This window comes from Geodermatophilus sp. SYSU D00697 (assembly GCF_054050175.1).
Map to the genome: position 1 here is coordinate 84,330 of NZ_JBJGYV010000014.1, position 26,350 is coordinate 110,679.

Annotated in this window: 24 protein-coding genes and 1 tRNA gene; 10 read left to right on the forward strand and 15 right to left on the reverse strand. The window is 75.0% G+C overall.

Annotated elements, in window-relative coordinates; all coding sequences use genetic code 11:
* Nucleotides 1-97: 97 nt before the first annotated feature.
* Nucleotides 98-988 (reverse strand): tRNA (adenine-N1)-methyltransferase, encoded by an 891-nt coding sequence (locus ACI79C_RS13955; RefSeq protein WP_456946262.1) that lies wholly within the window; start codon nucleotides 986-988, stop codon nucleotides 98-100.
* Nucleotides 989-1,071: 83 nt separating this feature from the next.
* On the opposite strand from ACI79C_RS13955, the gene ACI79C_RS13960 reads away from it, so the two are divergent.
* A complete protein-coding gene (locus ACI79C_RS13960; protein ID WP_456946263.1) occupies nucleotides 1,072-2,010 on the forward strand; it encodes a RecB family exonuclease in 939 nt (312 codons plus the stop codon).
* Between the two features lie 61 nt (nucleotides 2,011-2,071).
* The gene (locus tag ACI79C_RS13965) at nucleotides 2,072-3,343 is read left to right on the forward strand and encodes an amidohydrolase family protein (RefSeq protein WP_456946264.1); all 1,272 of its coding nucleotides are present in this window, start codon (nucleotides 2,072-2,074) and stop codon (nucleotides 3,341-3,343) included.
* Here the strand turns inward: ACI79C_RS13965 and ACI79C_RS13970 are convergent.
* Together ACI79C_RS13970 and metH are read right to left on the reverse strand one after the other, a co-directional pair.
* Nucleotides 3,340-4,089, reverse strand: coding sequence for an HAD family hydrolase (locus ACI79C_RS13970; RefSeq protein ID WP_456946265.1), 750 nt, complete (start codon nucleotides 4,087-4,089; stop codon nucleotides 3,340-3,342). The two genes, ACI79C_RS13965 and ACI79C_RS13970, sit on opposite strands and share 4 nt — an antisense overlap.
* Nucleotides 4,090-4,185: 96 nt before the next feature.
* Nucleotides 4,186-8,025, reverse strand: a complete 3,840-nt coding sequence (metH, locus tag ACI79C_RS13975; protein ID WP_456946266.1) for a methionine synthase — start codon at nucleotides 8,023-8,025, stop codon at nucleotides 4,186-4,188.
* 115 nt (nucleotides 8,026-8,140) lie between these two features.
* Here metH and ACI79C_RS13980 point away from each other — a divergent pair, with 115 nt between their 5' ends.
* Entirely contained in the window at nucleotides 8,141-9,001 is an 861-nt protein-coding gene (locus ACI79C_RS13980) for a PAC2 family protein (protein WP_456946267.1), read from the forward strand.
* 313 nt (nucleotides 9,002-9,314) lie between these two features.
* Here ACI79C_RS13980 and ACI79C_RS13985 read toward each other — a convergent pair whose 3' ends face one another.
* Both ACI79C_RS13985 and mshC read right to left on the reverse strand, forming a co-directional pair.
* A complete protein-coding gene (locus tag ACI79C_RS13985) occupies nucleotides 9,315-10,358 on the reverse strand; it encodes an HD domain-containing protein (RefSeq protein ID WP_456946268.1) in 1,044 nt (347 codons plus the stop codon).
* On the reverse strand, nucleotides 10,358-11,629 hold the full coding sequence (gene mshC, locus ACI79C_RS13990; protein ID WP_456946269.1) for a cysteine--1-D-myo-inosityl 2-amino-2-deoxy-alpha-D-glucopyranoside ligase: 1,272 nt from the start codon (nucleotides 11,627-11,629) through the stop codon (nucleotides 10,358-10,360). The genes ACI79C_RS13985 and mshC overlap by 1 nt, the downstream gene beginning before the upstream one ends.
* An 85-nt stretch (nucleotides 11,630-11,714) precedes the next feature.
* Between mshC and ACI79C_RS13995 the strand changes: the two genes are divergently transcribed.
* Nucleotides 11,715-12,431, forward strand: coding sequence for a maleylpyruvate isomerase family mycothiol-dependent enzyme (locus ACI79C_RS13995; RefSeq protein ID WP_456946270.1), 717 nt, complete (start codon nucleotides 11,715-11,717; stop codon nucleotides 12,429-12,431).
* Nucleotides 12,432-12,435: 4 nt separating this feature from the next.
* Here ACI79C_RS13995 and ACI79C_RS14000 read toward each other — a convergent pair whose 3' ends face one another.
* The 5 genes from ACI79C_RS14000 to ACI79C_RS14020 all read right to left on the reverse strand — a co-directional run bounded on the left by ACI79C_RS14000 (nucleotide 12,436) and on the right by ACI79C_RS14020 (nucleotide 15,870).
* Nucleotides 12,436-12,822, reverse strand: a complete 387-nt coding sequence (locus ACI79C_RS14000; RefSeq protein ID WP_456946271.1) for a VOC family protein — start codon at nucleotides 12,820-12,822, stop codon at nucleotides 12,436-12,438.
* Nucleotides 12,823-12,913: 91 nt separating this feature from the next.
* A complete protein-coding gene (locus ACI79C_RS14005) occupies nucleotides 12,914-13,669 on the reverse strand; it encodes an SCO1664 family protein (RefSeq protein WP_456946272.1) in 756 nt (251 codons plus the stop codon).
* A 19-nt stretch (nucleotides 13,670-13,688) separates the two neighbouring features.
* Nucleotides 13,689-14,240: a DUF3090 family protein gene (locus ACI79C_RS14010; protein WP_456946273.1), complete on the reverse strand. Its 552-nt coding sequence runs from the start codon at nucleotides 14,238-14,240 to the stop codon at nucleotides 13,689-13,691.
* 50 nt (nucleotides 14,241-14,290) lie between these two features.
* Nucleotides 14,291-14,992, reverse strand: a complete 702-nt coding sequence (locus ACI79C_RS14015; RefSeq protein ID WP_456946274.1) for a histidine phosphatase family protein — start codon at nucleotides 14,990-14,992, stop codon at nucleotides 14,291-14,293.
* A gap of 44 nt (nucleotides 14,993-15,036) precedes the next feature.
* On the reverse strand, nucleotides 15,037-15,870 hold the full coding sequence (locus tag ACI79C_RS14020) for an undecaprenyl-diphosphate phosphatase (protein ID WP_456946275.1): 834 nt from the start codon (nucleotides 15,868-15,870) through the stop codon (nucleotides 15,037-15,039).
* 164 nt (nucleotides 15,871-16,034) lie between these two features.
* Here ACI79C_RS14020 and ACI79C_RS14025 point away from each other — a divergent pair, with 164 nt between their 5' ends.
* A complete protein-coding gene (locus tag ACI79C_RS14025) occupies nucleotides 16,035-17,006 on the forward strand; it encodes an aldo/keto reductase (RefSeq protein WP_456946276.1) in 972 nt (323 codons plus the stop codon).
* The gene (locus ACI79C_RS14030; protein ID WP_456946277.1) at nucleotides 17,003-18,949 is read left to right on the forward strand and encodes an AAA family ATPase; all 1,947 of its coding nucleotides are present in this window, start codon (nucleotides 17,003-17,005) and stop codon (nucleotides 18,947-18,949) included. The genes ACI79C_RS14025 and ACI79C_RS14030 overlap by 4 nt, the downstream gene beginning before the upstream one ends.
* A 57-nt stretch (nucleotides 18,950-19,006) precedes the next feature.
* On the opposite strand, the gene ACI79C_RS14035 is transcribed toward ACI79C_RS14030, so the two are convergent.
* Together ACI79C_RS14035 and ACI79C_RS14040 are read right to left on the reverse strand one after the other, a co-directional pair.
* Nucleotides 19,007-19,789 (reverse strand): DUF2470 domain-containing protein, encoded by a 783-nt coding sequence (locus tag ACI79C_RS14035; RefSeq protein ID WP_456946278.1) that lies wholly within the window; start codon nucleotides 19,787-19,789, stop codon nucleotides 19,007-19,009.
* 455 nt (nucleotides 19,790-20,244) lie between these two features.
* Complete coding sequence (locus tag ACI79C_RS14040) at nucleotides 20,245-20,511, reverse strand: hypothetical protein (protein WP_456946279.1); 267 nt, start codon at nucleotides 20,509-20,511, stop codon at nucleotides 20,245-20,247.
* A gap of 137 nt (nucleotides 20,512-20,648) precedes the next feature.
* On the opposite strand from ACI79C_RS14040, the gene ACI79C_RS14045 reads away from it, so the two are divergent.
* Nucleotides 20,649-20,855 (forward strand): DUF5703 family protein, encoded by a 207-nt coding sequence (locus ACI79C_RS14045; protein ID WP_456946280.1) that lies wholly within the window; start codon nucleotides 20,649-20,651, stop codon nucleotides 20,853-20,855.
* Nucleotides 20,856-20,862: 7 nt separating this feature from the next.
* Here ACI79C_RS14045 and ACI79C_RS14050 read toward each other — a convergent pair whose 3' ends face one another.
* Complete coding sequence (locus tag ACI79C_RS14050; protein ID WP_456946281.1) at nucleotides 20,863-21,819, reverse strand: NADPH:quinone oxidoreductase family protein; 957 nt, start codon at nucleotides 21,817-21,819, stop codon at nucleotides 20,863-20,865.
* 125 nt (nucleotides 21,820-21,944) lie between these two features.
* Here ACI79C_RS14050 and ACI79C_RS14055 point away from each other — a divergent pair, with 125 nt between their 5' ends.
* On the forward strand, nucleotides 21,945-22,526 hold the full coding sequence (locus ACI79C_RS14055; protein ID WP_456946282.1) for a class I SAM-dependent methyltransferase: 582 nt from the start codon (nucleotides 21,945-21,947) through the stop codon (nucleotides 22,524-22,526).
* Here the strand turns inward: ACI79C_RS14055 and ACI79C_RS14060 are convergent.
* Nucleotides 22,523-23,326: an SDR family oxidoreductase gene (locus ACI79C_RS14060; RefSeq protein WP_456946283.1), complete on the reverse strand. Its 804-nt coding sequence runs from the start codon at nucleotides 23,324-23,326 to the stop codon at nucleotides 22,523-22,525. The two genes, ACI79C_RS14055 and ACI79C_RS14060, sit on opposite strands and share 4 nt — an antisense overlap.
* Nucleotides 23,327-23,470: 144 nt before the next feature.
* On the reverse strand, nucleotides 23,471-24,799 hold the full coding sequence (locus tag ACI79C_RS14065; protein WP_456946284.1) for a M20/M25/M40 family metallo-hydrolase: 1,329 nt from the start codon (nucleotides 24,797-24,799) through the stop codon (nucleotides 23,471-23,473).
* Between the two features lie 85 nt (nucleotides 24,800-24,884).
* Between ACI79C_RS14065 and ACI79C_RS14070 the strand changes: the two genes are divergently transcribed.
* Together ACI79C_RS14070 and ACI79C_RS14075 are read left to right on the forward strand one after the other, a co-directional pair.
* A tRNA-Leu gene (locus tag ACI79C_RS14070) sits at nucleotides 24,885-24,969 on the forward strand.
* Nucleotides 24,970-25,220: 251 nt separating this feature from the next.
* Entirely contained in the window at nucleotides 25,221-26,231 is a 1,011-nt protein-coding gene (locus tag ACI79C_RS14075; protein WP_456946285.1) for a methyltransferase, read from the forward strand.
* Nucleotides 26,232-26,350 lie beyond the last annotated feature (119 nt).

Here is a 26,350-nt window from a genome sequence, read left to right on the forward strand (position 1 = left end):
TACACGCCCGGGGACAGCGTGCCGGGGGCTCGCTGGCGGTCCGGTCACGGGGAGGGAACGGCTTGGTGTCGATCCGCCCCTGGCGCCCCTGGAGCGGTCAGCCCTTCTGCGCCCGCCGCTGCCGCAGCGGGGCCACGACGCCCTCCGCCAGCCGCCGCGCCGTGACCAGGAACGCCGTGTGGGCGACCATCCGGTGCTCCGGGCGCACCGCCAGCCCGACGGCGTGCCACGGGCGCAGCAGGGACTCCCACGCGTGCGGCTCGGTCCAGACCCCCTGCGCCCGCAGCGCCTCGACGTAGGTGGACAGCTGGGTCGTCGTCGCGACGTAGCCGACCAGGACCCCGCCGGGCCGCAGCGCGGCCGCCACGGTCGGCAGCACCGCCCAGGGCTCCAGCATGTCGAGGACGACGCGGTCCACCACCTCCTCGGCCGGGTGGTCGGCCAGGTCGCCGAGCCGCAGCGACCAGTTCGGCGGCACCGCGCCGAAGAACGCGCCGACGTTGGCCCGGGCGACGTCGGCGAAGTCCTCCCGCCGCTCGTAGCTGGTGAGGCTCCCCCGCTCCCCCACCGCACGCAGCAGCGAGCAGCTCAGCGCCCCCGACCCGGCCCCGGCCTCCAGCACCCGCATGCCCGGCCCGATGTCGCCGAAGCCGACGATCTGGGCGGCGTCCTTGGGGTAGATGACCTGCGCGCCGCGCGGCATGGAGAGCACGAAGTCGGCCAGCAGCGGCCGGAAGGCCAGGTAGCCGGTGTTGGCGGTGGAGTGGACGACGGAGCCCTCCGGGGCGCCGATGAGGTCGTCGTGCGCGATCGCGCCCCGGTGGGTGTGGAACTGCCTGCCCGGCTCCAGGACGACGGTGTGCAGCCGGCCCTTGGGGTCGGTGAGCTGGACCCGGTCGCCGGCGACGAAGGCCCCGGGGACCGGCTCCCCGCGGCGGGGCTCCGGCTGGTCGGCGGTCGGGTCGTCGGCGTGCTGCTGGTCGTCCACGGGCGGCCAGCCTACGGAGTGCGTGGCGCGCCTCTCGGCGCGCGCACTCGGAACTGTCGGTGGGCCGACCTAGCCTCGAACCCATGACGGCGATGGTCACCGGGCAGCCGACCGATGGTGCTGCCTCTTCCCCGGACTCGCCCGTCGACCCGACGGCGACCCCGCGCCGGCCCTCGCTCTCCCCGAGCCGGGCGGCGGACTTCAAGACCTGTCCCCTGCTCTACCGGTTCCGCACGATCGACCGGCTCCCCGAGCGCAAGAGCCTGGCCGCCGTGCGCGGCACGCTGGTCCACGCGGTGCTGGAGAAGCTCTACGACCTGCCCGCGCGGCAGCGGACGCTCGAGGCCGCCCGCGACCTGGTCGGGCCGGCCTGGGAGGAACTGCGGGCCGACCCCGAGGTGGCGGAGCTCTTCACCGAGGGCGGCGCCGCCGACGACGCGCCGGCCGGGCAGTCCCTGGAGGCGTGGCTGGCCTCGGCCGGCACGCTGGTGGAGACCTACTTCTCGCTGGAGGACCCGTCGCGCATCGAGCCGCACGGGCGGGAACAGCTGGTCGAGGTCACCCTCCCCGACGGGTTGCTGCTGCGCGGCTACGTCGACCGCCTCGACGTCGCGCCCAACGGGGCGTTGCGGGTGGTCGACTACAAGACCGGGTCGATGCCCCGCGAGGCGTTCGAGGCCAAGGCGCTGTTCCAGATGAAGTTCTACGCCCTGGTGCTGTGGCGCACCCGCGGCGTGGTGGCCAGCCAGCTCAAGCTGCTCTACCTCGGCGACGGCGACGCGCTGACCTACGCGCCGGAGGAGGGCGAGCTGGTGCGCTTCGAGCGCACCCTGCAGGCGATCTGGGCGGCGATCGAGCGGGCGGTGGCCACCGGCGACTTCCGGCCCAACCGCACGCGGCTGTGCGACTGGTGCGACCACCAGGCACTGTGCCCGTCGTTCGGTGGCACTCCCCCGCCGTTCCCGGCCGAGGCGGCGGCTGCGGCCGGCTGGCAGTCCCTGCCGATCGTCGAGCGGGACTGACCGAGGCGCGGGCGGCCGAGGACCCCTTCCGCTGACCGCTCCGCGGGTCGACAGTGACCCCGTGCGGGGATACCGGGCCGCGCGGGCCTTCGACGGCGAACGGGTGCTGCCGGGCGGCGCGCTCGTCCTCGTCGAGGGCGGCACGATCGTCGCCGTCGAGGCCGGGTCGGCGCCCGCACCGGCCGGCTGCCCGGTCACCGAGCTGCCGGACACCACGCTGCTCCCCGGCCTGGTCGACACCCACGTGCACCTGTGCGGGGACAGCAGCCCTCGGGCCCTCGACCAGCTCCCGGAGCTGTCGGCCGACGAGCTCGACGCGATCATCACCGAGGCCGGACGGCAGCACCTGCGCGCCGGGGTCACCGCCGTCCGGGACCTCGGCGACCACCGGTGGGCCGTCCTCGAGCGCGCGGGGCGCGGCGACGGCGGGCCGACGATCGTCGCGGCCGGGCCGCCGATCACCTCCCCCGGCGGGCACTGCTGGTCCATGGGCGGCGAGGCCACCGGCGTCGACGCGCTGCGCCGGGCCGTGCGGGAGCGCGCCGAGCGGGGCGCCGGCGTGGTCAAGGTGATGGCCAGCGGCGGGCTGATGACCCCGGGGACCGACCTCACCGCCGCCCAGTTCTCGCCGGCCGAGCTGCGCGCGGTGGTCGACGAGGCCCACCGCCACGGGCTCCCGGTCACCGCCCACGCCCACGCGCTGGCGGCCGTGGAGCAGGCCCTGACCGCCGGGGTCGAGGGCATCGAGCACTGCAGCTGCCTGACCGCGGACGGCGTCCGGACGCCACCCGGGCTCGCCGCCGGCCTGGCCGCGGCGGGCACCCTCGTGTGCCCGACGCTCGGGTGGCAGCCCGGCATCGAGCCACCGCCGCACGTCCAGGCGAGGATGGCCGCCACCGGGGCCACCGTCGAGGCGCAGCTGGGGAACGTGGCGGCGCTGCAGCGGGCCGGGGTGGCCCTGCTGGCCGGCACCGACGCCGGGATCTCGCCGCCGAAGGCGCACGGGCTGGTCCCGATGGCGGTGGCCGACCTGGTGGGCGAGTGCGGCGTGCCGGTGACCGAGGCGCTGGCGGCGGCCACCGGGCGGGCGGCCCGCGCCTGCGGGCTGGAGGACCGGACCGGCCGGCTGGCGCCCGGCCTGGACGCCGACCTGCTGCTGGGCGACGGGGACCTGACCCGCGACGTCACCGGGTTGCAGCGCCTCCGGCTGGTGCTCTCCCGCGGCCGCGAGGTACCGCTGGACGGCGGAGCGCCACGGGACAGCGGAGCGCCACGGGACGGCGGAGCGCCACGGGACGGCGCAGTGCCGCCCGGTGGCGCGGTCGGGTCCTAGACCCGGACGGCGTCGGCGTCCCGCGCGGTCAGGACGTCGGCGAGGTCGGCGAGCCCCACGCCCTCCAGCGTGTCCCGCAGCACCAGGCCGGGCGCCGGAGGCAGCGGCTGCAGCGACGGCACGCCGAGCACCGCGGCGCCCGCGGCCAGGCCGGCGGTGGCGCCGGCGACGGAGTCCTCCAGCACCACGCAGCCGTCCGGGGCCACGCCCAGAGCGGTCATGGCCTGCAGGTAGGGCGCCGGGTCGGGCTTGCGCGCGGGGACCTCGTCGCCGCAGACGGTGACGTCGAACGGCGGCACGTCGGGGAACGCGCGGCCGATCGACTCCAGGACGATGTCGGCCAGCCGGCGCGGCGTGGTGGTCACCAGCGCGGTCGGCGTCGCGGCGGAGCGCACCTCCGCGATCAGCTCCCGGGCTCCGGGCCGCCAGTGGATCGCCCCGCCCAGCAACCCGGCCACCCGGTCCTCGATCCACCGGCAGTCGGCCCGGAACTGCTCCTCGCTGCGCACCACGCCCAGGTCGGCGTACAGGATGTCCATCGCCACCCGCATGCTGGTGCCGACGGTCCGCTCGCGCGCCGCCGAGGACATGCGGCCGCCCAGCTCGCCTGCCAGGGCGAACATCGCCTCGCCCCAGTACTGCTCGGTCTCCACCAGCGTGCCGTCCATGTCGAACAGCACCGCCTGCACCGGGCCGGCGAGAGGGAGGGCCGCGTCGCTCAGGGATCGGGTCTCAGGGGTGCGCACTGACACCACGGTACGGCGCGCACCGGCACCGGGCCGGGGGTCGGGCACCCCGCCCGGCGTGATGGTGGCCGCACCCGCGGCCCCGCCGGCGCGCCGTCAGTCGTCGTCGGTGCGGTAGCCCAGGTTGGGCGCGAGCCAGCGCTCCGCCTCGGCGACCGTCCAGCCCTTGCGCCGCGCGTAGTCCTCGACCTGGTCCCGGCCGATGCGGCCGAGCACGAAGTACCGCGACTGCGGGTGGGAGAAGTACAGGCCGCTGACCGCAGCACCCGGCCACATGGCCATGCTCTCGGTCAGCTGGATGCCGGTGGCGGCCTCGACGTCGAGCAGTTCCCAGATGGTCCGCTTCTCGGTGTGCTCGGGACAGGCCGGGTACCCCGGCGCCGGCCGGATGCCGGTGTACCGCTCGGCGATCAGCGCGTCGTTGCCCAGCCGCTCGTCGGCCGCGTAGCCCCAGAACTCCGTGCGCACCCGCTGGTGCAGGCGCTCGGCGAAGGCCTCGGCCAGCCGGTCGGCCAGGGCCTCGAGCATGATCGCGCTGTAGTCGTCGTTGGCCTTCTTGAACTCCGCCACCCGCTCGGCCAGGCCGATCCCGGCGGTCACGGCGAAGGCGCCGACGAAGTCGGGCAGGCCGCTGTCGGCGGGGGCGACGAAGTCGGCCAGGGACCTGCGCGGTGCGCCGTCCCGGCCCTCGGTCTGCTGCCGCAGCTGGTGCAGGGTGGCCCGCACGGCGCGGCGGGACTCATCGGTGTAGACCGCGATGTCCTCGCCGTCCACCCGGTTGGCCGGGAAGAGGCCGAACACCCCGGTGGCCCGCAGCCACCGCTCCCGGACGATCCGGTCGAGCATCGCCTGGGCGTCCTCGTAGAGCCGCCGGGCGGCCTCGCCGGTCGCCGGGTTGTGCAGGATGTCGGGGAACCGGCCGCGCATCTCCCAGGCGTTGAAGAACGGCTGCCAGTCGATGTAGCGGCGCAGCTCCTCGATCGGCTGGTCGGCCATCGTCCGCACGAACTGGGTGGCCACGCCGTGCCGGTGCTCCGGGCCGGCGTCCCGGGCCTGCTGCAGCAGCATCCGCGGCCGCGGGGGGTGGTAGCCGCTCCAGTCGAACTCGGGCGCCGCCGCGCGGGCGGCGGCCAGCGACAGCATCGACCGGGTGTCCTGCCGGGCGGCGTGCCGCTCGCGCAGCGCCGCGTAGTCGCTCTCGGTCTCGGCCAGCAGCCGCGGGCGCTGCTCGTCCGACAGCAGGGCCGCGACCACGGGCACCGACCGCGAGGCGTCCTTCACCCAGATGACCGGGCCGTGGTAGCGCGGCGCGACCTTGACCGCGGTGTGCGCCCGGGAGGTGGTCGCCCCGCCGATCAGCAGCGGGACGTCGAAGCCCTGGCGCTCCATCTCGGCCGCCAGGTGGGCCATCTCGTCGAGGGAGGGCGTGATCAGGCCGGAGAGGCCGATGATGTCGGCGCCCTCCTCCTTGGCCGCGTCGAGCACCCGCTGTGCGGGGACCATGACCCCGAGGTCGACGACGTCGTAGTTGTTGCACTGCAGGACGACGCCGACGATGTTCTTGCCGATGTCGTGGACGTCGCCCTTGACGGTGGCCATGACGACCTTGCCGTTGCTGCGCTCGGCGTCCCCGGGCTGCTTCTCCGCCTCGATGAACGGGATCAGGTAGGCGACGGCCTTCTTCATGACCCGCGCGGACTTCACCACCTGCGGCAGGAACATCTTGCCGGCGCCGAACAGGTCGCCGACCACGTTCATGCCCGCCATCAGCGGGCCCTCGATGACCTCGATGGGGCGGCCGCCGCGCGCGCTGATCTGCGCCCGCAGCTCCTCGGTGTCGGCCTCGACGAACTCGTCGATGCCCTTCACCAGCGCGTGGGTGATCCGCTCCCCCACCGGCAGGGACCGCCACTCGTCCGTGGCGACCTCGCGGGCCGCGCCGTCCCCGGCGTAGTCGCCGGCGATCTCCAGCAGCCGCTCGGTCGCGTCCGGCCGCCGGTTGAGGACGACGTCCTCGATGCGCTCCCGGAGCTGCGCCGGGACCTCGTCGTAGACCTCCAGGGCGCCGGCGTTGACGATGCCCATGTCCAGGCCGGCCGCGATCGCGTGGTACAGGAAGACGGCGTGGATCGCCTCCCGCACGCGGTTGTTGCCGCGGAAGGAGAACGAGACGTTGGAGATCCCGCCGGAGACCAGTGCGCCGGGCAGGTGCTGCTTGATCCAGCGGGTGGCCTCGATGAAGTCGCGCCCGTAGTCGGCGTGCTCCTCGATGCCCGTGGCGACGGCGAACACGTTGGGGTCGAAGATGACGTCCTCGGCGGGGAACCCGACCCGCTCGGTGAGGACGTCGTAGGCGCGCCGGCAGACCTGGGTGCGCCGCTCGAGGCTGTCGGCCTGGCCGGCCTCGTCGAAGGCCATCACCACCACCGCCGCGCCGTACTTGCGGCACAGCCGGGCCTGCCGGACGAAGTCCTCCTCCCCCGCCTTGAGGGAGATGGAGTTGACGATCGCCTTGCCCTGGACGTTCTTCAGCCCGGCCTCGATGACCTCCCACTTCGAGGAGTCGATCATGATCGGGACGCGGGAGATGTCCGGCTCGGCGGCGATCAGCTTCGTGAAGCGGTCCATCGCCTCGACGCCGTCGATCATCCCCTCGTCCATGTTGACGTCGATGACCTGCGCGCCGGCCTCGACCTGCTGCCGGGCGACGGCCAGCGCGGTGGTGTAGTCGCCGGCCTTGATCAGGTTCCGGAAGCGGGCCGAGCCGGTGATGTTGGTGCGCTCGCCGACGTTCACGAACAGGCTCTCGCCGGTGACGGTGAGCGGCTCGAGGCCCGACAGCCGCAGCGCCGGGGGCGCCTGCGGCGGGGTGCGGGGGGTGGTGCCCTCGACCGCCGCGGCCAGGACGGCGATGTGTTCGGGGGTGGTGCCGCAGCAGCCGCCCACGAGGTTGACCAGGCCGCTGGCGGCGAACTCACCGACCAGCGCGGCGGTCTCCTCCGGCGACTCGTCGTACTCGCCGAAGGCGTTGGGCAGGCCGGCGTTGGGATAGCAGGAGACGAACGTGTCCGCGACCCGCGCGATCTCGGCGAGGTAGGGCCGCATCTCCCGGGCGCCCAGCGCGCAGTTGAGGCCGACCAGCAGCGGGTCGACGTGCCGCACCGAGTACCAGAACGCCTCGGTCACCTGCCCCGACAGCGTCCGCCCGGAGGCGTCGGTGATCGTCCCGGAGATCATCACCGGCCAGCGGCGCCCCCGCTGCTCGAACAGGGTCTCCAGCGCGAAGACCGCCGCCTTGGCGTTGAGCGTGTCGAAGATCGTCTCGACGATCAGCACGTCGCAGCCGCCGTCGACCAGGCCGCCGGCCTGCTCGAGGTAGGCCTCCACCAGCTCGTCGTAGGTGACGTTGCGCGCGCCGGGGTCGTTGACGTCGGGCGAGATGGACGCCGTGCGGCTGGTCGGGCCCAGCGCGCCGACGACGAAGCGCGGCTTGCCGGGGGTGCGCCGGGTCATCGCGTCGCTCTCCCGACGGGCGAGCCGGGCGGCGGCGACGTTGATCTCGCGGGCCAGGTCGCCCATGCCGTAGTCGCGCAGCGAGATCCGGTTGGCGTTGAACGTGTTGGTCTCGACCAGGTCCGCGCCGGCCTCGAGGTACTCGCGGTGGATGCCGGCGACCAGCTCGGGCTGCGTCAGGCAGAGCAGGTCGTTGTTGCCCTGCACGTCGGTGGGCCAGTCGGCGAAGCGCGCGCCGCGGTAGCCGGCCTCGTCGGGCCGGTCGCGCTGGATCGCCGTCCCCATGGCCCCGTCGAGCACCAGGACGCGCTCACGGAGCAGGGCCGTGAGCGCCGCCGTCGCGTCGGGGCGGAGGGACGGGGCCCCCTCGGCGGCGACCGTCGTCCCCTTCGGAGGGGCGGAAGACGTGTTGCGGGACGGCACCGAGTCAGGGTAGCCGCCCGGCCCCGCGGCGAGTCGCTCCTCCGGGGGACGGCGGCCACACGCACGGGTCGGCGCACACGCGGCGTGTCCTCCCCCGCGACGTAGGCTTCCAGGGGTGATCGACCCGAAGTCCACCCCTGAGGACCTGCCCCGGCTGAGCGACCCCATGGTGGTCGTCGCCTTCGAGGGCTGGAACGACGCCGGGGACGCCGCCACCGGGGCGCTGGAGCACCTCGAGCTCATCTGGGACGCCACCCCGCTCGCCGCGCTCGATCCCGAGGACTACTACGACTTCCAGGTCAACCGGCCCACCGTCTCGCTCATCGGCGGGGTGAGCCGGCGGATCGAGTGGCCCACCACGCGCATCTCCGTCGCGCGACCGCCGGGCTCGGACCGCGACGTCGTCCTCATCCGGGGCATCGAGCCCAACATGCGCTGGCGCGGCTTCTGCGAGGAGCTCATCGAGCTGTGCCGGGAGCTCGGCGCGCAGACCGTCGTCGGCCTCGGCGCGCTGCTGGCCGACACGCCGCACACCCGGCCCACGCCGGTGAGCGGGTCGGCCTACGACGCGGAGTCCGCCGAGCGGTGGGGCCTGGAGACCTCCCGCTACGAGGGCCCCACCGGCATCCTCGGCGTCTTCCAGGACGCCTGCGTGCAGGCCGGGCTGCCCGCGATCAGCTTCTGGGCGGCCGTGCCGCACTACGTCTCCCAGCCGCCTTCGCCCCGGGCCACGGTGGCGCTGCTGCAGCGGGTCGAGGAGGTCCTCGAGCTCGCCGTGCCGCTGGGCGTCCTCCCGCAGCAGGCCGAGGACTGGGTGAAGACCGTCGACGAGATGGCCAACGAGGACGCCGAGGTCGTCGAGTACGTGCGCTCGCTCGAGGAGCGGGCCACGGAGAGCGACCTGTCCAACGCCAGCGGCGACGCCATCGCCCGCGAGTTCGAGAGATACCTGCGCCGCCGCGGCGGCAGCAACTGACCTCGGCCTCGTCGCTGGGTCCCGCCTCGAGCGTGCGAGAGGTGGGGGGCGACGGGTCCTTGCGCCGCGCCGGCGCGGCCCCTCCCCGGCCGGGCCCCCCGTCCCGCGGTCGGCCGGGCAGGACCGGACATCGGCGGCCGACGCTCCGCGGGCGCCCGCCGCCGCCGTCCGGTCCCCCTCGTCGCTGCTCTCCCCTGTCTCCGGTACCGCAGCCGGCCGGCGCCTGAGGGCGCGGTCGTGTTGGGGATAACGGTTGAGTGTCGTGTCGGCGCGTCCGCCGGTGCGCCCCGGGCCCGAGCCGGGTGGGCGCGGCCTACGGCAGGCGGAGCAGCGGGCGCATCGCCGACGTGGCGTCGGCGTCGAAGAGGCGGTCGTGCATCGCCAGGGCGAACCGGTCGGTCATCCCGGACACGTAGTCCACGACCTGCGTGGTGGGGTCGGCCTCGGTGTCGCGGTAGGACGCCGGGATCAGCTCCGGGTGGGCCAGGTGGTGGTCGACCAGCCGGCGGGTGACGTCGATCGCCAGCTGCTTCTGCCCCGCGGCGGTCTCGGAGGCGTAGACCCGCTCGAACATGAACGTCCGCAGCTCGTGCATCGCCGCCAGCTGCTCGGGCGCCATCACGACGGCACCGGCGGTGTTCTCCGCCGAGAGCGACCCCTCGACGACGGCGTCGATCATGGCGCCGACCATCTCGCTGCCCGGGTCGCCGAACGCGGCGCGGGCGCGGGCCGGCAGGTCGGTCACCCGCAGCACCCCGGCCCGGACGGCGTCCAGCGCGTCGTGGGACAGGTAGCCGATCCGGTCGGCGTAGCGGACGCACTCGGCCTCGCGGGTCTCCGGCGGCGGGTCGATCTTCCAGCTGTGTGCCCGGATGCCGTCGCGGACCTCCCAGGTGAGGTTGAGCCGCTCGAGCACCTCGACGATCCGCACCCCCTGGGCGGCGTGGTGCCAGCCGCCCCGGACGTAGGGCTCCAGGGCGTCTTCGCCGATGTGCCCGAACGGTGAGTGGCCGAGGTCGTGGCCCAGCGCGATCGCCTCGGCCAGGGTCTCGTTGAGGCCCAGGGCGCGGGCCAGTGACCGGGCGACCTGGGTGACCTGGAGGGTGTGGGTCAGCCGGGTGACGAAGTGGTCGCCGTCGGGGTTGAGGAAGACCTGCGTCTTGTGCTTGAGCCGGCGGAAGGCCTTGGCGTGCAGGATCCGGTCGCGGTCCCGCTCGAACGCCGTCCGCAGGAGGTCCTCGGGCTCGGTCAGCGCCCGGCCGCGGGTCGCCGCCGAGCGGGTGGCGGCCGGCGCGAGGTCCTCCTCGGCCGCCTCCCGCGCGGCCCGGTCCACCAGCCGGAAGGGCCCCCGCTCCATCAGCAGTCCTGCAGGGCCACACCGAGCAGCGCGTCGACCGCGTCACACACGACCGACGGGGCGCCGTCCTCCAGGTCGTCGCCGTCCCCGGCGGCCAGCGTCCGCGCCGCCCACGCGTCGACCAGCGCGATCGCGCCCGGGCTGTCGAGGTCGTCGCACAGCCGCTCCCGCAGGCCCTGCAGCACCGGTGCGGCGGGCGCGCCGGCGTCGCGGGCGACGGCGCGGCGCCAGGTGACCAGCCGCTGCTCGGCCTCCCGCAGCAGGTCCGGCGTCCAGGCGCGGTCGGTGCGGTAGTGCTCCGACAGCAGCGCCAGGCGGATCGCCATCGGGTCGACGCCCTCACCGCGCAGCTTGGAGACGAAGACCAGGTTGCCCCGGCTCTTGCTCATCTTCTCGCCGTCGAGGCCGATCATCGCCGCGTGCACGTAGGCCCGGGCGAAGGGCCCCTTCACCCCGGTCGCCGCGGCGGTCAGCGCCTCGGCGTGGACGGCGGAGTACTCGTGGTGCGGGAACACCAGGTCGCTGCCCCCGCCCTGCACGTCGAAGCCCATGCCGATGGTCTCCAGCGCGATCGTGGCGCACTCGATGTGCCAGCCGGGCCGGCCGGCGGTGCCGCGCGGGCCGGGCCAGGCCGGCTCCCCCGGCCGCTCGCCCCGCCAGAGCAGGGGGTCGAGCCGGTTGCGCTTGCCGGCGCGGTCGGGGTCGCCACCCCGCTCGGCGAAGAGCCGCAGCATGGTGGCCTCGTCGTAGCGGGACTCCCCGCCGAAGCCCGGCGCCTGCGCGACGTCGTGGTACACGTCGCCGGTGCCGTCGTCGAGCACGTAGGCCAGGCCCTCGTCGAGCAGGTCCTCGATGTGGGCCACGATCTGCGGGATCGACTCGACCGCGCCCACGTAGTCCTCGGGTGGGAGTACCCGCAGCGCGGTCATGTCCTCCCGGAACAGCGCCGTCTCCCGCATCCCCAGGACGACCCAGTCCTCGCCGTCGCGCTCGGCGCGCTCGAGCAGCGGGTCGTCGATGTCGGTGACGTTCTGCACGTAGTGGACCGCGTGGCCGGCGTCCCGCCACACCCGGTTGACCAGGTCGAAGGCCAGGTAGGTGGCCGCGTGGCCCAGGTGGGTGGCGTCGTACGGGGTGATGCCGCAGACGTAGATGCGAGCGGTGTCCCCGGGGGAGGTGGCGACGACCTCGCCGCGCGAGGTGTCGTACAACTCGAGCACGGGACCGGTGCCCGGGAGGGTCGGCAGGAGCGGAGCAGGCCAGGCGAGCACGCCCCGAGCCTAGATGCGGCTACCGACCGCGCCCGGCGACCCTCATCCTGTCGGTGGGGACACCGGCCCGCGCAGGAGGTGGATCGTGGAGCTCGACCAGTACCTACCGGTCCTGCAGAAGGCGAACGCGCGCTTCGCCGACGCCGCCGCGGAGGCGGTCCTGGCCCGGGGCTGGGGCGCGCCGGTGGCCGGGTGTCCCGGCTGGACGCTGGCCGACCTGGTCTGGCACCTGGCCGAGGTGCAGCACTTCTGGGCGTGGGTGGTGCGCACCCGGGCCCCCGACCCCGGCGGCTACGCCGAGCCGGTGCGCCGTCCCGACGAGGAACTGCTGGGCTACGGCCTGGCCCAGTCGGCCGAGCTGGAGACGGTCCTGGCCGGCGCCGACCCGGCCGAGCGGGTGTGGACGTGGGCTCCGCGGCAGGACGTGGCCTTCGTGCTCCGCCGCCAGGCCATGGAGGCGGTCGTGCACACGGTGGACGTCGAGGAGGTGCTCGGCGACATCCGTCCCGTCCCGGCCGACGTCGGCCTCGACGGGCTCGACGAGTGGCTGGAGGTCATGGTCCCCGCCGTGTTCCCGGACGGACCGCCCGACACCGCCCATCCCGTGGTCTTCCACGCGGTGGACGCCGACGCCGAGCGCACCCTCTTCGCCGGCAGCCGCCCGTTCCCCATCGCCGCGCTCACCGGCACCGCGGGCGACCTGCTGCTCGCCGTGTGGCGCCGGCTGCCGCTGGAGGTCCTCACCGTGGACGGCGACGGGCTCCAGGCCGCCGCCATGATCGACCTGGTCCGGCTCGAGTAGCCGCTCAGGGCCAGGTGGTGGCGTACCGCTCGAAGGCCTCGCCGGTCTGGATGCCGACGACGCAGAACACCAGTCCGGCGGGGTCGGTCATCTGCCAGAACGAGCCCATGTCGGCCAGCCGGCGGGCGCCGAGGCCCTCCAGCCGGGCCACCTCGGCCGGGATGTCGTCGGTCTCGACGTCGACGTGCCAGCGCGGCGGCGTGCCCTCCCCGGTCCGCTGCACCTCCAGGTGGAAGCCGTCGCCGAAGGAGCCGAGGGAGTTCCAGTCGTCGTCGGAGGGGTCGGGCGTCACCGGGTGACCGGTGGCCGCCGACCAGAAGTCCAGCCCCGCCACGTGGTGCTCCGGCGGCAGGTCGAGCAGCAGGATCGCCAGGCGCGAACGGTGCGGCATGTGCCCACTGTCGCCCGGCCGGCGCGAGATCTGCACGGTGGTGGCCATCAGCGGCCTGACGGCCACCACCGTGCAGATCTCGCGGGTGCTCTCAGAACGGTGGCCAGGGCAGGGCGGGCCAGTCGCCGCTGGGCTGCGGGTGCCGGCCGGTGCGCAGCAGGTCGGCCACCCGCTGCTGCGTGCGGCGCACCTCCCGGCGGGTGAGGTGCTCGTGCAGCCGCTCCCCCAGGTCGCCCAGCAGGTCGTCGCGCAGCCGCTCGAGCACCTCGAGGGCCTCGGCGGGCAGCGGCTTGCCGGCCCAGCGCCACAGCAGCGTCCGCAGCTTCGGGTCGACGGAGAAGCAGATGCCGTGGTCGACGCCGTACACGTGGCCGTCGGGGGTCGGGATGATGTGCCCGCCCTTGCGGTCGGCGTTGTTCACGACCGCGTCGAACACCGCCATGCGCCGCAGCCCCGGGTGGTCGGAGCGCACGAAGGCGGCCAGGTCCACGTCGGGGTCGCCGTCGACCCACAGCTGCACCATGCCGGGCCCGAACGGGCCGTCCCGGAGCACCGTGGGCGGCACCACCCGCCAGCCGGTGGCCTCCGACACGAGCGCGGCGGCGACCTCGCGGCCGGCGAGCGTGCCGTCGGGGAAGTCCCACAGCGGTCGCTCCCCCGCCACGGGCTTGTAGACGCACTCGGCCTCGAGCTCGTCGGTGCGGATGGCGCCGACGAGGGTGACGTTGCTGGCGTCGAGCATCCGGCCCTCGAGGTCGATCTCGCCGTCGAGCAGCAGGCGGCGTGCCTCGCCGTCGTCCGCCGGCGGGCGGAGGTCCGACGCCGGGTCTGCGGGGCGCTCGGTCATCGGGGACGGGGTGCGGGGCTCAGCGGCGGTAGCCGTTCTGCCGCGGGCAGACGTGCCCGCTGGGGTCGAGGGGCAGCGAGCACAGCGGGCAGGCGGGCCGGCCGGCGGCCACCACCCGGCGGGCGCGGACGACGAAGGCGCGGGCGGCGGCGGGGGTGATCGTCACCCGCAGCGCGTCGGGGCCGTCCTCGCTGTCGGAGAGGATCGCGTCCTCGTCCACCGGCTCGTCGCCGGCGGCCACGGCCTCGACGACGACGGCCTGCGCCTCGCCGTCCCAGGCCAGGCCCATGGCGGCGACCCGGAACTCCTCGTCGACCGGCGCGGTGAGCGGCTCGAGGTCGTCGACCTCCGCGTCGGGCGGGACGACGACGCCGGGGCGCGTGGCGATCTCGTCGAGCAGCTCGTTCATCCGGTCGGCCAGCACCTGCACCTGCGTCTTCTCCAGCGCCACGCTGACCACCCGGCCGGAGGCGTCGGAGGCCTGCAGGTAGAAGGTGCGCTCGCCGGGCTGCCCGACCGTGCCTGCGACGAACCGGGACGGGCGGTCGAAGAGGTGGACCTGGCGCGACACGGGACCCAGGTTACGCGGAGGCGCCGACCGGTCGCGCCGAGACGCCCAGGTCACACCGTCGCGCCCGCGCCCCCGCCGACGACGGCGTCGGAGTCGGCCGTCCTCCGACGCCGGCCCTTCTTCTTCGGCGGGACCAGCGCGGCGACGTCCCCGCCGGTGTCGTTCACGCGGACGACGAACGGGCGGGTCTCGGTGTAGGTGACCACCGAGATGGAGGCGGGGTCGACGACGATCCGCTGGAACTGGTCCAGGTGCAGGCCCAACGCGTCGGCGAGGACGGCCTTGATGACGTCACCGTGGCTGCAGGCCAGCCACACCGCGTCCGGCCCGAGGGTGGCGTTCCACGCCCGCACGGCGGCGACCGCCCGCGCCTGCGTCTGCGCCAGCCCCTCCCCCTCGTCGCCGGGGAAGACCGCGGCCGAGGGATGGGCCTGGACCACCTTCCACAGCGGCTCCTTGACCAGCTCCTTGAGCGGCCGGCCGGTCCAGTCGCCGTACCGGGCCTCGCCGAGCCGGTCGTCGGTCCGCAGCTCCAGCGACCGCCCGTCCAGGACGGCCTCGGCGGTCTGCCGGCAGCGCTCCAGGGGGCTGCTCACGACCGCGGCCAGCGGCACCGGCGCCAGCCGCTCCCCCACCGCCCTCACCTGCGCCTGCCCGGTCTCGTCGAGCTGCACGCCCGGGGTCCAGCCGGCCAGGACGCCGCCGGCGTTGGCCGTCGTCCGGCCGTGCCGCAGGAGGATCACGGTGGTCACGACCGCCGACCCTATGCCGGGCCGGCCCCCGTGCAGCGGTCCTCCTACTGGGCGGCGATCACGCCCGTGCCGAGCAGCACCAGGATGAGCGCGCCGAGCACCACCCGGTAGGCGACGAACGGGGTGAAGCTGCCGCGGTCGAGGTAGCGCAGCAGCCAGGCGATGACCGTCCAGCCGACGCCGAAGGCGAGCACCGTGGCCAGGACCGTGGGGCCCCACGCGACCTGCTCGCCCTCGGTGCCGCCGGTGAGCGCCTCGTAGGCCTGGAAGACGCCCGACCCGAGCACGGCCGGCACGGCCAGCAGGAACGAGTACCGGGCCGCGGCCGAGCGCGAGTAGCCCAGGAACAGCCCCATCGTGATCGTGCCGCCGGAGCGGGAGACGCCGGGGACCAGCGCCATCGCCTGGGCGAAGCCGAAGGCGATGCCGTGCCCCACGGTCAGCTGGTCCAGCTCCCGTTTCTTCGAGCCCACCCGGTCGGCCCAGTACAGGACCAGCGAGAAGGCGATCAGGGCGGTCGCGACGATCCACAGGCTGCGGAAGGTGGTCTCGATGCGGTCCTGCAGCAGCAACCCGAGGACGACGATCGGCACGCTGCCGACGATGATCAGCCAGCCCATGCGCGCGTCGGGGTCCGACCGCAGCCGGCGGTCCCCCAGCGAGAGGACCCAGGTGCGGATGATCCGCCCGATGTCGCGCCGGAAGTAGAGCAGCACCGCCGCCTCGGTGCCGATCTGGGTGATGGCGGTGAACGCCGCGCCGGGGTCGCCCCAGCCGAAGGCCTCCCCCACCACGCGCAGGTGCGCGCTGGAGGAGATCGGCAGGAACTCCGTCAGGCCCTGCACCAGGCCCAGGACGACGGCCTCGAGCCAGCTCATCGCGCGGCCGGCCCCCGTCCGGGTCGGGCGGTGCGGCGGCGGGCGGGATCGGTTCCTCGGAGCACGGGAGGCCAGCCTAGGCGGACCGGGCCCGATCCCGGCGCGCCGCTCCGGTACCGCCGCTCCCCGGCCCGGCCGGGGGGTCGCCGGTAGGTTGGCCCTCCGTGGAACAACGCGCGCTGGGCCGCAGCGGTCTGGTCGTCTCCCGCCTCGCGCTGGGCACCATGACCTGGGGCCGGGACACCGACGAGGACGAGGCCGCGATGCAGCTGACGGCCTTCGTCGACGCCGGCGGCACGCTCGTCGACACCGCGGACGTCTACTGCGACGGGGACAGCGAGCGCACCCTGGGCCGGCTGCTCTCCGACGTCGTCCCCCGCTCGGACGTGCTGATCGCCACCAAGGCCGTGGGCCGCACCTCGCCGGGGCCGATGGGCCGCGGCGCCTCGCGCGGGCACCTGCTGGCCGCCCTGGACGCGTCGCTGGAGCGGCTGGGCGTCGACCACGTCGACCTGTGGCAGCTGCACGCCTGGGACGACACCGCGCCGCTGGAGGAGACCCTCGCCGCCTGCGACACCGCGGTCTCCTCCGGACGGGTGCGCTACGTGGGGGTCAGCAACTTCACCGGCTGGCAGACCGCGCAGGCGGCCACCTGGCAGCGCGCCTGGCCGGGGCGGGTGCCGGTCGTCAGCACCCAGGTCGAGTACTCGCTGCTGCAGCGCGGCGTGGAGCGCGAGGTCGTGCCGGCGGCGGAGGCGCTCGGCCTCGGCGTCCTGGCCTGGTCGCCGCTGGGGCGCGGGCTGCTCACCGGCAAGTACCGGCACAGCACACCGTCGGAGTCCCGCGCCGCCTCCCCGCAGTGGCAGGGCTTCATCGACGAGCTGCGCACCCCGACGTCCGACCGGATCGTGGAGGCCGTGATCACCGCCGCCGAGGGGCTGGGCACCTCACCGCTCGCGGTCGCCCTCGCGTGGGTGCGCGACCGCCCCGGCGTGACCGCGCCCGTCGTGGGCGCTCGCACCGCCCAGCAGCTGCAGGCCTCCCTGGACGCCGAGGCGGTCCGGCTGCCCGCGGCGATCCGCACGGCGCTCGAGGACGTCTCGGCGCCCTACTTCGGCTACCCGGAGCGCCGATGACCCGGCCGGCCCTCGCCACCGACCCCGTCTTCACCGCCTTCTGCGCCGCGGGCCTGTGGCCGGGCCTGGGCAAGCGGACGGCGGCCGAGCTGCCCGCGGCGGGGATCACCTCGCCCGACGACGTCACCGCCGACCGGCTGCTGAAGCTGCCCCGGGTCGGCCGGCAGCGCGCCGAGCGGCTGTTCTCCAGCTTCCTGGCCGCCGCGCCCACCTACGAGGTGGTCGAGCTGCTGGTCGGCGCCGGGCTCGACGCGCGGCTGGCCGCCACCGCCGCCGACGCCCTGGGCACCGACGCGGCCCGGCGGCTGCGCGACGACCCGTGGGCGCTGCTGGGCCTGCCCGGGGTGGCCCTCACCGACGCCGACCGGCTGGCCATCGCCGTCCTCCCGGGAGCCGACCGGCAGGACAGCCGGCGCGGCCGGGCGATCGTGGCGATGACCCTGCGGACGGCGACCCGCGACGGGCACACCGTGCTGCCCGTCGACCTGGTGGTCGCCGCGCTGCGCGCCGAGCAGATCGCGGACCCAGCGGCGGCGATCGTGGCCGCGGTGGAGTCCGGCGACGTGCTCGACCACGAGCCGCCGGAGCCGGAGTTCGACGAGGACGCCGACCCCGACGAGCTGCCCGAGCCGGACCCGGCGCTGCGGATGCTGTCCCTGGCCCGCTACGGCATGGCCGAGGAGGCGGTCGCCGAGAACGTGGCCCGGCTGGCCGCCACCGCCGAGCGGATCGCCGACCCGGCCGCCGTCCGGTCGGTGGCCAAGGGCCTGGACGAGGCGCAGAAGAAGGCCGTCGCCCAGGTCCTCGGCGCCGGGGTCTCGCTGCTGACCGGCGGGCCGGGCACCGGCAAGAGCCGCACCGTGGCGGCGGTCGTGACCCTGCTGCGCTCGAAGGGCTCGGAGGTGGCGCTCGCCGCGCCCACCGGCCGGGCGGCCAAGCGGCTGGAGGAGCTCACCGACCACCCGGCGGTCACCGTGCACCGGCTGCTCGGCGCGCAGGGCACCTCCGGCGGGTTCGCCCGCAACGAGGAGTGGCCGCTGGACGCCGACATCGTCGTGGTCGACGAGGCCTCGATGCTCGACGTCGAGCTGACCGCGGCGCTGCTGGAGGCCTGCCAGGACGGCACCCACCTGCTGCTCGTCGGTGACCCCGCGCAGCTGCCCTCGATCGGTCCCGGGCACGTGCTCGGCGACCTCATCGACTCCGGCGTCGTGCCGGTCACCGAGCTCACCACCCTCTACCGGCAGGCCGAGGGCGGGGCGATCGCGCGGCTGGCCAACGCCGTCCGGGGCGGGGCACTGCCGCCGGTGGACTCCCCCGACCGCGAGGTGGTCGTCGTGCCGGCCACCGGGAGCGCCGAGGCGGCCAAGCGGGTGGTCCAGCTGGTCACCGACTCCATCCCGCGGGCACTGGGCATCGACCCGGCCACCGTGCAGGTGGTGACCCCCGTGCACCGCGGCCCGGCGGGCACCATCGAGCTGAACAAGGCGCTCAAGGAGAAGCTGAACCCGGGCGACGGGACGGTGTGGGGCTTCGACGTCGGCGACCGCGTGGTGGCCACCGCCAACCACCTGGACCTGGAGCCGATCGGGTTCGCCAACGGCGAGGTGGGCGTGGTCACCGGCACCGGCGACGGCACCCTCGACGTCGACTTCGCCTCCGGGCCGGTGACGGTGAGCGGGTCGGCGATGAGCGACCTGCGGCACGGCTGGGCGATCACGGTGCACCGCGCGCAGGGCTCGGAATGGCCCGGCGTGGTCGTCGTCCTGCCGCCCGAGGCCGGCGGGATGCTGTCGCGGCCGCTGGTCTACACCGCGCTCACCCGCGCGCAGCGGCACCTGTCGATCGTGCACGCCAGCGGTGCGGCGCTGGCCCGCGCGGTGAGCCAGGTCGACGTCCGGCCGCGGCGCACCCGCCTCGCGCAGCTGCTCGCCGACAACTAGGAGGACCTCCCTGTCCCACCGCTCGCGAACTCGCGGCGGGCCCCTGCAGGGAGGCCGTCAGTCGCGGGCGGCCAGGTCGGCGCGCGCGGCGCAGAGCAGCTGGCGGGTGGCCGCCTGCAGCTGCCCCGGGCAGGTCAGCGGTCGCGGGAACCGGATGCGCAGGTCGCGGGAGCTGGTCGGGCGCTCGATGCGCAGCCGGTACCCGAGGCGGTCGATGCCCAGCGGCCGCACGACGTCGGGCGGGCCGAGCTCCCCGGCGGGGATGCGGCTGCGCAGCAGCGCCATCACCTCCGGGTGGTCGCGGTCGAGGTGCCGCAGCATCCCGCCCTCGACGTCGACCAGCGGGTCGGGGCGGGCGGCGGCGAACTCCGGCGGGCTGACCTCGGTGCAGTGCTCCCCCTCCCGCAGCACCACCTCGGCGAGGTCCAGGCGCAGCAGCAGCGCCCCGCTCCCGACGTCGAGCAGGTGGCCGTCCGGGCGCACCTCGGCGAAGGCCAGCGCCGCGGTCCGCTGGTCGGCCGGGCGCACCGCCGTCAGCCAGCCGGAGAGCCACAGCTGGGCCCGCAGCGAGTCGCGCAGGGGCACCGGCGACCGGTCGCTGACCATCAGCACGGTGGAGCGGTCGGTCTCCTCCTCCAGGGCGGTGGCCACCTCGCCGTCGGCCGGCACGAGGACCAGCACCTGGCCGAGGGCGGTCGTGGCGTGCGCCAGCGGCCGCCCGGGCGACAGGCCGCGGACGCAGAGGGCTGCGGCGGTCCGGCAGGCGACCGTGCGAGCCCGCTCGGCCGCGTCGATCAGCACGGCGGGCGGGGCGGGATCCCGGCCGGGACTCGTCGTCATGGCGCTCCCTCTGCGATCTCCGACACAAGTAAGGGAAGCCTAACCAATCCCGGACGCCGAGGGGAAGGCCACGGCGGACCACCCACCCCGGGACCGACCCCGCGGCTGGCGACGACGTCGTGCCCGGCGCCGGCAGCCGCGTCGAGCGGTCCCCGAGCGCGCAGCGACCTCCGGCCCTGTCGCCCGCGGGCGGGTCCCGGCTGCGATGGGGACCGTGTCCGCGAGCGCCCAGCGGGGCCTGACCACCCCGCCCGTGCCCGGCCCGGCGCCGATCCCGCCGCCGCTGCCGGGGCCGCCTCCACCGGGGCCCGAGCCGGCGCCGCCCCCGCTGCCGGAGCCCGGACCGACCCCGGTACCGCCGCCGGAGCCGGTGCCCCCGCCGGAGCCGGTGCCCCCGCCCGAGCCCCTGCCGCCACCCCTGGCCCCAGTGGGCCGCCGGGCGGACCGACCTCAGCTCAGAGCGGGCCCTCGTCGTCGTCGACAGGGACGTCGGACTCCTGCTCGAGCACGTCGGCGTCGTTCGCCTCCCGGTCACCCACCGGGCGCAGCGGGCTGCCGGTCTCGCCGGGCCGGGCCGCCAGCTGCTGCTCGAGGGCGTCGGCCTCGGGGACGTCCTCACCGGGCGGCGTCGCGTCCCCGGCGACGGACACGGCGGGCGGGTCCAGCAGCGCCTCCTGCTCCGCGCGGTCGGCGTCGGGCACGTCGGTGCCGGGTTCACTCACGGCTCGTCCTCCGTCACGTCGGGACCTGCGGTCGGTGCCCATCCTGCCGTCCGCCCCGGGGCCCGGCAGTCCGGGTCCGAGGCGCGGAGATGACGAGCACGTGACCGGGAGGCGTCCGTCGGGGCACAATCGGCCGGGTGGAGGCGGTCGCCGGGGAGTACGAGTTCGCGCCGCTGCGGATCCCACCGGGCACGTCCCGGTCCGCGGCGGCGACCATGCTGAGCCTGCAGGCGGACACGGGGGGCTGGGAACTCGCCCGGCTCCAGCTGCACGCCGACGGCACGAGGAAGGCGATCATGCGCCGACGAGCGCGGTTGTCCTACCTGCCCAAACCGCACATCTGAGGCGCGCTCACGGCACGAGCACGACCTTGCCGACGGTGCTGCGGTCGGCCAGCTTGGCCAGCGCCTGCGGGGCCTGGTCGAGCGGCAGCACCTCGCTGACCAGCGGGTCGATCGCGCCGGCCTCGACCAGCCGGGTCAGCGCGTCGTGGGTGCTGGCGATCAGCGACGGCTCCTTGGTCCGGTACAGGCCCCAGTGCAGGCCGACGATGCTGTAGTTCTTGACCAGCGCGTGGTTGGCCGGGGCCTCGGGGATGCGCCCGCTGGTGAAGCCCACGACGACCAGGCGGCCCTCGAAGGCGATGCACCGGCGGGACCGGTCGAACACGTCCCCGCCGACCGGGTCGTAGACGACGTCGGCGCCGTGCCCGCCGGTGACCTCCTTGACGACCGGGACGAAGTCCTCGGCCGTGTAGTCGATGACGTGGTCGGCGCCGAGTTCCCGGCAGACCTCCACCTTGCGGGCGCCGCCGGCCGTCGCGATCACGCGGGCGCCGGCGGCCTTGCCCAGCTGGATCGCGGCCGAGCCGACCCCACCGGCCCCGGCGTGGACCAGCAGCCACTCCCCCGGCTGCAGGTCCGCCCGGCGGTGCAGGCCGACGTGACCGGTCTGGTAGGTCAGGTAGAGCGCGGCGGCCTTCTCGTCGGGCATCCCCTCGGGCACCGGCCAGATGTTGCCGGCGTCCATCAGCGCGTACTCCTGGAAGGCGCCGAACCCGCCGGCCGGCGAGCCGAGCACCCGCTGGCCGGTCTCGACGACCTCCCCGCACAGCTCGACGCCGGGGGTGAACGGCAGCGGCGGCCGCTCCTGGTACTTGCCCTGGACCACCAGGACGTCCGGGAAGTTCAGCGCGGCCGCCCGTACCCGCACCAGCGTCTGGCCCTCCCCGGGGGTGGGCTGGTCGACCTCGTCGAGGCTCAGGACCTCCGAGGGTTCGCCGAGTTCGTGGACCCGCCATGCACGCATACCGGCGACCTTGCCAGACCGACCGTGACCGCGGTCACCGGCCTCGACCGGTTCGGCGTGCCGGGTGCCGTGGGCCGTGACAGGGTCCTCCCCGTGGCCCGCCTCCGGGCCGACCGGGAGGACCCATGATCGAGCACCTCACCGACCGGCTGCGGTTCCTCCGGGCCTTCGTGGCCCACCCGCGGCAGGTGGGCGCCGTCCTGCCGACGTCCCGCGCCGCGGTCCGGGACATGCTCGACCTCGGCGACGTGCCCGGCGCCGACCTGGTGGTCGAGCTGGGTGCGGGCACCGGCGTCCAGACCGGGGAGATCCTCGCCCGGCTGGGGGCCGACGCCCGGCTGGTCTCCTTCGAGATCGACCCCGACCTGGCCCGGCTGCTCGAGGAGCGCTTCGACGACCCGCGGCTGCAGGTCGTGTGCGACTCGGCGGAGGAGCTCGACGTCCACCTCGGCGGCAAGCGGGCCGACGTGGTGGTCTCGGCGCTGCCCTACACCTCGATGGCGCCGCCGCTGCGGACGCGCGTCCTCGACCTGCTCCCGGCAGTGCTGGCGCCGGGCGGCACGGTGCTGGTCATCCAGTACTCGCCGCTCATGCTCGGTGAGCTGCGCCGCCGCTTCGCCTCGGTGCGCCAGCGGCTCTCGCCCTGGAACGTGCCGCCGGCCTTCCTCTTCGCCTGCCGGCTCCAGCCCGCCGACGGCGGTCGCTAGCGCATCGACGGCGGGCGCAGGGCCTCGGGGACGACGGCGGTCTGCCCGCTCGCCGTCTTCGCGCTGGGCACGCCCTTGAACGCGTACGGGACCGCTCCCACGCCGGGCTGGACGACGTAGGCCGCGCCCGGCTCGCCCGAGGCCCAGGCGGCGAGCATCGCGTCGGCCACCTCCCCGGCGGAGAGCACCGGGAACCCGGCGTTCTCGAACTCCTCGCGGATGGGGTCGATGATCGCGGTGTCGGCGAACCCCGGGCAGATCGCGGTGATCCGGATCCCCTGCGCGGCCAGCCGCGGGGCCATCGACCGGACGAACGCGACCGCCCCGCCCTTGGCCACGCTGTAGCCGGGGTCGGTGGCCATCGGCGAGAGCCCGGCCAGGGACGCGGTGACCACGACCGCGCCGCCGCCGGCCCGCTGCAGCGCCGGGAGCGCGGCCTCGGTGCCGTAGACGACGCCGAGCAGGTCGACGTCGAGCACCCGCAGGAAGCCGTCGACGTCCAGCAGCGCGTCGGAGTCGAACCCGGCGATGCCGGCGTTGAGGAACACCGCGTCCAGGCGTCCGTGCTCGGCCTCGACCGCCTCGACCACGGCGCGGTTGGCGGCGCGGTCGGTGACGTCCAGCGGCAGGAACGCGCAGCCCAGCTCGGCGGCCACGGTGCGGTTGCGCTCGCTGTCGAGGTCGGTCAGGACGGCGGTGACGCCGCGCTCGCGCAGCCGGCCGGCGAGGGCGCGGCCGAAGCCACCGGTCCCCCCGGTGATCAGCGCGACGGAGCCGGGGCCGGGTGTGGGGTCGCTCACCCCGGCATCACACCACGCGGCGCTCCGCCGCACCGAGGCCCCACCTCGCCGCGATCATGGAGTCCGGGAGGCGACTCCCCGACGCGCGCCGAGTGTCGCCTCCCGCACTTCATGATCGTCGCGGGTGGACCGGGCGGACGGCGCTCAGGCGGCGCGCAGGAACCGGTCGAGCACCCGGATGCCGAAGCGCAGGGACTCCACCGGCACCCGCTCGTCGATCCCGTGGAACAGGGAGGCGAAGTCCAGGTCCGGCGGCAGCCGCAGCGGGGAGAAGCCGAAGCAGCGCATGCCGAGGCGCTCGAAGCTCTTGGCGTCGGTGCCGCCGCTCATCGTGAACGGCACCGGCCGCGCGCCGTCGTCCTCGGCCTCGAGCGCGGCGACCATCTGGTCGACCAGCGGGCCGTCGAACGTCGTCTCGACCGCCTGGTCGTGGACGAGCCAGTCGCGCCGGACCCCCTCGCCGAGCAGGCTCGCCAGCTGCCGCTCGAACTCCTCCTCCTGCCCGTAGAGGAAGCGGCCGTCGACGGTGGCGCTGGCGGTGCCGGGGATGACGTTGGCCTTGTAGCCGGCGTCGACCATCGTGGGGTTGACCGTGTTGCGCAGCGCCGCGCCGATCATCCGGCTGATGCTGCCCAGGCGGGCCAGGGCCTGCTCGGGCTCGTCGGGGTCGATCTCGATGCCGTAGGCCTCCTCGACGGCGGCGAGGAACTGCCGCATCGGCGGGGTGAGCACGGTCGGGAAGCGGTGCGCGCCGAGCCGGGCCACGGCCGCGCAGAGCCGGGTGACGGCGTTGTCGTCGTGGACGAAGGAGCCGTGGCCGGGCTTGCCCCCGGCGGTCAGCCGCATCCAGGCCAGGCCCTTCTCCGCGGTCTGGACCAGGTAGAGCCGCAGGTCGTCGCGGACGGTGATGGAGAAGCCGCCGACCTCGCTGATCGCCTCGGTGCACCCCTCGAACAGGTCGGGGTGGTCCTGCACCAGGAAGCGGGCGCCGAGCCGGCCGCCGGCCTCCTCGTCGGCGACGAACGCCAGGACGACGTCCCGCGGCGGCGCGACGCCGGTGCGGGCCCAGTCGCGCACGAGGGCCAGGACCATCGCGTCCATGTCCTTCATGTCGACCGCGCCGCGGCCCCAGACGTAGCCGTCGCGCTCCTCGCCGGAGAACGGGTGCACGCTCCACTCGGCGGGGTCGGCGGGGACGACGTCGAGGTGGCCGTGGAGGAGCAGGGCGGGCCGGCTGCGGTCGGCACCCGGGATGCGGGCCACCAGGCTGGCCCGGCCCGGCTCGGACTCCAGGACCGTGCTCGGGATGCCGACCTCGTCGAGCTTTCCGGCCACCCACTCGGCCGCCGTCCGCTCGCCCTTGCCGGTGGCGGTGTCGCCGGTGTTGGTCGTGTCGATGCGGATCAGCTCGGACAGCAGCTCGGCGACCTCGTCCTGGGCGCGGACGAGGGGCGCGGCGGTGGGCTCCGACATGCCGACGATGGTGCCACCGGGGGTGTGCCGACCCCGCGGACGGCTCGGTTATGCTGACCCCGTCGCCCGCGAGGGCGGCTCACCTGTCCGGGTGGCGGAATGGCAGACGCGCTAGCTTGAGGTGCTAGTGCCCTTTATCGGGCGTGGGGGTTCAAGTCCCCCCTCGGACACCGACGCGAACCCCCACAGCTCGGTGGCTGTGGGGGTTCGGTCGTCGCTGGAGACGTCGGCACCGTCGAGTCGTCGCTCGACCATCGAGTGTCCCCGGCTCCGGTCCCGTGATCACGATGGCGTCTCTCCGCCTGAGCACCTGCGCTGAGTAATCCGGCGGATGCCCGGGGCACGCTCCGTGCCTAGCGTTCCCCGCGTCCACCGTCCGGTCCGCGACGAGCAGCAACGCGGCCGACAACGAGGAGATCCGATGACCGCCGTCGCCGACCCCGCCTCTGTCGCGCCACACGAGCTCCTGTGGACCCTTACCAACGCCTCCGTCCCCGCACGCGCAGTCCAGCTGGTCGCCGAGCTGGGCGTGGCCGACCTCGTCGAGGGCGAACCCATGCCCGCCGCGCTGCTCGCCGACTCGTGCGGCGTCGCGGCCGAGCCGCTGGACCGGGTGCTCCGCCTGCTGGCCGCCCACGGCGTGTTCGAGTGGACCGGCGTCGGCTATCGGCACAGCGAGGCCTCCCGACTGCTCCGGAGCGACGTCCCCCGGTCGATGCGCGACTTCGCTCGGATGATGGGGCTGCCGGTGATGTGGTCGGCGTTCGCTGAGCTCGACCGGTCCGTCCGCACCGGCGCGCCGGTCTTCGACGACCGGGACGACGGCGGCTTCTTCGGTTACCTCGGCGGCCACCCGCAGGAAGAACGGGTCTTCGCGGGGGCCATGACCGCGAAGGCCCAGGCCGACATCGCCGCAGTGCTCGACGCCTACGACTTCCGGCGGTTCGCCACCATCGCCGACATCGGCGGCGGCCGCGGCCATCTGCTGCGCGCCGTCCTCGATGCCGTCCCGACGGCGCGCGGGATGCTGTTCGACCTGCCCGCCGTGGTGGGGATGGCGCCCGTCGCCGGCACCGACCGCCTCACGACCCGCGCCGGGGACTTCTTCCGCGACCCGCTGCCCGCGGCCGACCTCCACCTCCTCATGGAGGTCGTCCACGACTGGCCCGATGACGAGTCGGTCGCGATCCTGCGGGCGGTACGCGCCGCTGCGAAGCCCGGAACCACCCTCCTGGTCATCGAGGACGTGCTGTTCGACGATCGGCTCGACCGCCGCGCTCTGACGCTCGACGTGATCATGCTGACCGTCACCGGCGGCCGCGAACGCACCCCTGAGCAGCTCGCCGAGCTGTTCCGTGCTGCCGGCTTCCGGCTCACCGCGGTGGTGCCCACCCATGGACCGCTGCACCTGGTCGAGGGCATCGCGGTCTGAGCAGGCCGAGTGTCCGCCGGCCGCCGCGGCACGGATGAGTTCGGCCGGGATGCGATGTGAGTAGTTCGGCGGATGTCGCTCAGGAGCCGGCACGGCAGGGTGGGCGCGTCCCGGCATGG